A 5,748-nucleotide genomic window follows, 5' to 3' on the forward strand; every position below is an offset into this window, starting at 1 on the left:
CCAGCGCAGACCAGTCTGGAGGATGAACAGGATCCCCGTCAGTACCGCGCGATTGTCGAGCGGCTTGCGCCCTGGATACCCTGAGCGCCTAGGTTTGGGCGGCGGCAGCAACGGTTCGATGAGTGCCCATAGGTCGTCGTCGAGTATCGCTCTGGTCATGTCCTTTTCGCTGTCGAAGCAACGATCAGGTTAACAGGAGCAATCGGAAGTAAACAGCGCCACAAACGTCATTTTGTTAAGACTTCTAAAAGACAGTGGTGTTGCCGCCGCTTATATCGAAATCAGCGATGACGGAAAGCTGGGTAGTCGTACTCGGAGTCCCACACCGGCGCGTAAGACGAGAGCGTGCGTCGCATCCAATGTGTGCTTGCCCTGCGCAACTTCTCGGCCGCCGTGAGACGCTCGCACTAGATTGCGTCGGCGTATTTTGCTATATCGGTTTTTTTCACCATCGAACCCGCCGCCCCAATCATCCGGGTGGCGTCAGTCTCGAGGCTTTTGAGTCGGACTCGGCGTGAGGCTCGGAGGAGTCTGTCGTTTCCAGGGCAGTCCAACTCGGACAATCATAGGTTCGGAAAATGAGCATCAACTGAACCGCGTAGTCGACGGACGTCGATGACAGTCGCCGCCTCTCATCGGAAAACCGACGCGCCGCCTCCCCGTACCGCATCCCGCCAGTAAGCACTGCGCGTGCCGCAGCGATCGCCTGCTCCGAGATCCGCGTATCGCCACGCGCTTGGCGAACTTGGGTCCACTGATCCACCAACCTGTCGAATTCGCCCGTCGGCAAGCTCAGCATCCTTTGTCGGAGTATCGTGCGGACCGCCTCGGCGGCTCGATTGGAGCCGTTCATTGGGCTCTGCGATAGCTCGGCTGCTTCTCGGTAGGTTGCACCATCCACCAAGACCGCGCGAGCCATCACGATGTATGCATCCGACACTGTGCGGCCAACGTGAGTCGGATGGTTCTGGTAGCGATCTCTGGCGGACTTGGCGAGCTCATCGAATTCGGCCGAAGTCAACGTGGGCCATTGCGGATAGTGTTTCGTCAATAACGTATCCCTGAATACACCGCGATGATGGGCGTGAAGCGCCACGACTCCATTTTCCTCGTAGCCGCTGCACGCTAAGCGGAGTGACTGCGGACGCGAAACGGAATATTTTGAATCGTATCGTGCCTAACTACCTGATTCTTGACTAGCTCCCCCGGTGCCGATAATGGATTGGAAATGCATGATGGTATCGAAAACCATCTTATTACGAATCATTTGGATTTAAACGTAAAGGTTCGCGGTACTTCGTTCCGGCGACAGTATTCGATCGCGAAGAAATAGCGGCGGAATCACAATTTCGATCGACACCCTATTGACCTTGGTCCAAATCAAACAGTGCGCGATCGGCGGGGCACGTTAATCCACTATCCAGTACATACCGAAACACGGATTCGTCGAATTCGCCACGTTTGACCGCCAGCAGAACGGCCTCGCCGATCAGCTGGATTTTTCGGATGTGATCATCGATTTTTTTCTGAGGGGCGTGTGGCGTATAGGGCTGGTCAGATTTCCTGATATCGCACATCACCGATGATTTGACGATGATCGAAAGGGACTTTTTGACTGACATCAAGCGAAATTTTGTTGATGACATGACAGCGTCTCTCACTTGTTTGAAGTTGATTTGGGAAACCAGGCCAAACCTTCGTGATTTCCGTTCTCATCAGGTGTGCGGAAAAGGACACATCCAGCAGATCTTGATTATGTGTCGATAGTGACGACGGTCGCAACGGATAATGTGTAAATTTAGCAATGCTACGTTGTTGATCCGGGCAGCGGTCGTCAGCCATGCGCAGCGTCGATGCTGTCGCTTTAAGCTCAGTCTTCGGGAGGTGGAGACATGGCTGGTCGAGCGTGGGGCGATGATCCATGACGAAGCTATCCCATGTTGGTGCGAAAAGCTCGGCGCTGGCTTCGCGCCTCGCGTCAATGCCCGGGCGGAGAGCCTGGTCCTCTACCTGCGCGTGACCGCGAGCACCAGATGCGTAGCTTTCGCCACCCGTGGAGCAGCCCCCTGAAACACCGGACATAGCCTCTCACTTAAACAAGCGGGTAGGCACAAGATTGTGTTTTTGACTAACGCCAAGCAGGAAATGATGGACGTGTTGACGAGCCCGGAGCGCCGACGGTGTTGGAGCGCGGAGCAGAAACTGGTCATGGCGCGGGAAAGCTTGGAGCCGGGGAAGTCGGTTTCGATGGTCGCGCGCCGGCATGGCGTGAACCATGAACCATGGCGCAAGCTGTATCAGGATGGGAGCCTGTCGGCGGTCAAGGCTGGCGAGGAAGGGGTCCCAGTATCGGAGTTGGCCGATGTGTTCGAGGAGATTCGCGAACTGTAGCTCATGCTCGGCAAGAAGACGATGGAGAACGAGATTCTCCGCGAAGCAGTCGAGTATGGCCGAGCAAAAAAATGGATAGCGCCCTCGCCCTCGCTGCCGGAGGACGACCAGTGAAATGGGTTCGTGAAGCTCTCGGCGCGTCGCGCTCGAACGTATCGGTTCGCCGGGCGGGCGCGGCCACATGGGGCGATGAGCGGAAATCCAGGCAGACCGACAATGCGGTGGCGGTCGAAGCACTCCACCGGGTTATCGGCGATTTGTCCGGCGATGTCGATCGCCGCGTGTGGAGTACGTTGCGTAATGAACGTTTTGCTGCCGGACAGGTGCTGTCCAATGCGAAGCGTATCTATCGCGTCATGTGCATGCATGGCCTGCTGATGCAACGTCCTCCGGCGCCGCGTCGGCCGCAACGTCGGCACGATGGCAAGGTGGCGCGGGCGCGCAGCAACCAGCGGTTGGTGTTCGGACGGCTTCGAGTTCCGCCGCGACAGCGGCGAACCGCTGCGCGTGACGTTCGCGCTGGACTGCTGCGACCGTGAAGCGATGAGATGGGTGGCTACGACAGCGGGCCACAGCGGCGACATCTTGCGCGACGTGATGCTGGCGGCAGTGGCAAATCGGTTTAGTTACGAGCGGCATACACCGTCCGAAATCGAGGGGCTGACTGACAACGGTTCGGCCTACACGGCCGACGACACACGCCGGTTCGCAGTGGCCATCGGCCTGAAGCCATTCACCTCGCCGGTGTGCCGCCCGCAAAGTAACGGTATGGCCGAGCGCTCCGTGAAGACCATGAAACACGATTACGTCGCCTTCATGCCAAAACCGGACGCAGCGACTGCGGTAAACAACTTGGCCATCGGCGTCGAGCATTACAACGAGAAGCATCCTCATGGCGCGCTGAAATACCGCTTGCCTCGCGCGTTGCGGCGCTCGATGGATTCAGGCGTCCTAGTGTGACGCTGTGTTCGCAATGGCAGGGCCCACTCCAGCGGCTAACCTTACTCGCGCAAAGTGGCGGCGGGGGGATAGTCGAAGCAAGGCGGTCGGAATCCGAGACCACGCCGACGTGCTTGACCCCTCGCGCCAGGTTGTGTTTCGACGACGCACGGGCCGTGAACGGCGAGCACGCGTACTTGTGACCAGCCCTGGGATCGTGCTTGCGCAGGATCCGTTCAACCCGTTGCTCGTTGGTAACGAGCATTGTGCCCCAGCCGGGAGATATGCGCGGCGAGCCGGATGTACCTCTCGTTCCCGCATACATCGAGCGAATCACCGCCGGCATTCCGGCACCGATCAGTCTCCGGCGGTTCGGCGTACCGTCGCGCTTTTGGTGTCCGATCACTGACGGTGTCGGCCGAAAGCGCGCGGCATCGCAAACCCGGCGGCCGGGCCGAACGTCCCGAATCGATCTAGGCATACTTCAGCGCAGCTCCCTCGGGAAATACTCCGTCGCCCTTCCCGCGACCTCGAGTTCCATCGACAGTGGCTTCCCCCTGCCGGCAACCGCAACCGCAATATCGACCAGGACGTCGCGACTGCCTCGCCCGGACTGCTTAACGTTCCGGCTCCGGCAAGCTTGACCGATGTCCGCAATGTTTAGTCTGACATGCCTAGTGTCCGACCCCTCATGAGCACACTCGGCCCGCCCTTAATCTGTTACGCCGTGACGTCCTGAAATCCGACGTGTGTTGTCACTTCGGTATGCAGATCATGTTCGCGCCATGTTGTCGAATCTACTGGATCTAATGGAATACGAAATTAAAAATAGTCTCATTCATCATGGCATCACGTTGTTCATGCGTCGCAACGTGCCTTGACAATATTTGACGAATTCTCAGCGATTGAGCGGGACTGTCGAAGAGCTAACGAGTGTAGTCTATGCACAGCCTGTTCGATGGAAATGGATTCAGTCCGCCTTTGCAGAATGGCGGCGATCCTCGTTGCTACTCTCAGGAAACTTATCGTGACAAAAAAGCACGGCGGTACGTTGTATGTCCTCCAGGCGCGGCCACCCGCGATCATTGCCCTGTCACCCGATGGTTCCCATCAGACAGTGCTCGGGAATCTGACTCGAACGCCTGACGGCATTAAGGTCGACGCCGAAAGCAACATCGTGTACTGGACCAACATGGGTACCGGCATCCATTTGATTGACAGCGACCCGACCAGCGGGCCGCTTCCGCCGAACGACGGCACGATCGAATGCGCGTATCTCGACGGGAGCGGCCACCGTGTACTGGTGCCCAGTGGTCAGGCCGGAACGCCGAAGGAACTCGTGCTCGACAAACAGGGTGGCCATATTTATTGGTGCGACCGCGAAGGCATGCGGGTTATGCGCGCGAGTCTCGACGGCGCGGAGGTCACCGAGCTCGTGCGCACCGGTGACTTTCCCGATGACACGGCCGATGCGACCCGGCACTGCGTCGGCATCGTGCTGGACAAAGCGAACGGCCACGTCTACTGGACCCAGAAAGGGCCGCCGGATGCCGGACAAGGCCGTATCTTCAGGGCGAACATCGAGCCGCCGGCAGGCGCGAGCCCTGATCGGCGCCCGGACGTCGAGTGCCTGCTGGCTGATCTGCCAGAGCCGATAGACCTCGATCTCGATCATGACAACGGCGTGTTGTACTGGACTGACCGCGGCAACGACACGGACGACGGTAACACCTTGAACCGCGCCAAGATCACCACGACCGGATTGGTCGATCGCGAAGTGCTCGCGCGGGACCTGAAGGAGGGAATCGGCGTGTCGCTGGATGCACGCGGTCGGCGCGCGTTCGTGACGGATCTCGGCGGCAACGTCCGGGTACTCGATATCGACACGAAAGACGAAGCGCACTTCACGACCATCGCCCAACTGGGTCCGCTGACCGGCATCGACTACGCGGAGAGTTGAACGAGCGTTGTTCAGCCGGACCGGTGCGCTTCGCGCACCGGTCCTCCGAATTATCCCGAATGCCGCAAGCTGTTATACGCGTGGGCCAGCGGACTTTCTCAGCCGCGCCGGTTCGTGTCGATTGCCGATCAGCGCATGAAATCGTCGACGCTTGCGCACTGATGTCTGGTCCCGGCGAGGCACCCTATGGTTGCGTTGCCCCNTGCCGCAAGCTGTTATACGCGTGGGCCAGCGGACTTTCTCAGCCGCGCCGGTTCGTGTCGATTGCCGATCAGCGCATGAAATCGTCGACGCTTGCGCACTGATGTCTGGTCCCGGCGAGGCACCCTATGGTTGCGTTGCCCCATAGCGACTGCAGCTTTTCCCTTTTCACAAGACATTGATCATGAGCAATCTGAATGGCAAGACCGCGGTCGTGACGGGCGCGGCGAGCGGCATCGGCAAGGAAATCGCACTGG

Annotated in this window: 4 protein-coding genes and 1 pseudogene; 2 read left to right on the top strand and 3 right to left on the bottom strand. The window is 58.9% G+C overall.

Annotation, left to right across the window (positions count from 1 at the left end; translation table 11 throughout):
• Both RZR99_RS31810 and RZR99_RS31815 read right to left on the bottom strand, forming a co-directional pair.
• Positions 1-159 (bottom strand): transposase (locus RZR99_RS31810; RefSeq protein ID WP_323123681.1); only part of this gene is annotated, 159 nt, incomplete at its 3' end.
• A 1,395-nt stretch (positions 160-1,554) separates the two neighbouring features.
• Positions 1,555-2,082: a hypothetical protein gene (locus tag RZR99_RS31815; RefSeq protein ID WP_323123678.1), complete on the bottom strand. Its 528-nt coding sequence runs from the start codon at positions 2,080-2,082 to the stop codon at positions 1,555-1,557.
• Between the two features lie 66 nt (positions 2,083-2,148).
• On the opposite strand from RZR99_RS31815, the pseudogene RZR99_RS31820 reads away from it, so the two are divergent.
• Positions 2,149-3,351: pseudogene (locus RZR99_RS31820) on the top strand (IS3 family transposase).
• Positions 3,352-4,357: 1,006 nt separating this feature from the next.
• Positions 4,358-5,290 (top strand): YncE family protein, encoded by a 933-nt coding sequence (locus tag RZR99_RS31825; protein WP_323123679.1) that lies wholly within the window; start codon positions 4,358-4,360, stop codon positions 5,288-5,290.
• 271 nt (positions 5,291-5,561) lie between these two features.
• Here RZR99_RS31825 and RZR99_RS31830 read toward each other — a convergent pair.
• A partial coding sequence (locus RZR99_RS31830; protein WP_323123680.1) for a hypothetical protein occupies positions 5,562-5,748 on the bottom strand: 187 nt, incomplete at its 5' end.

It is taken from the genome of Burkholderia alba, from assembly GCF_034721475.1.
Lineage (GTDB): Bacteria > Pseudomonadota > Gammaproteobacteria > Burkholderiales > Burkholderiaceae > Burkholderia > Burkholderia alba.

Excerpts from the sequence above, each read along its gene's own strand:
- RZR99_RS31815 (WP_323123678.1), bottom strand. The coding sequence starts at position 2,082 with ATGTCCGGTGTTTCAGGGGGCTGCTCCACGGGTGGCGAAAGCTACGCA.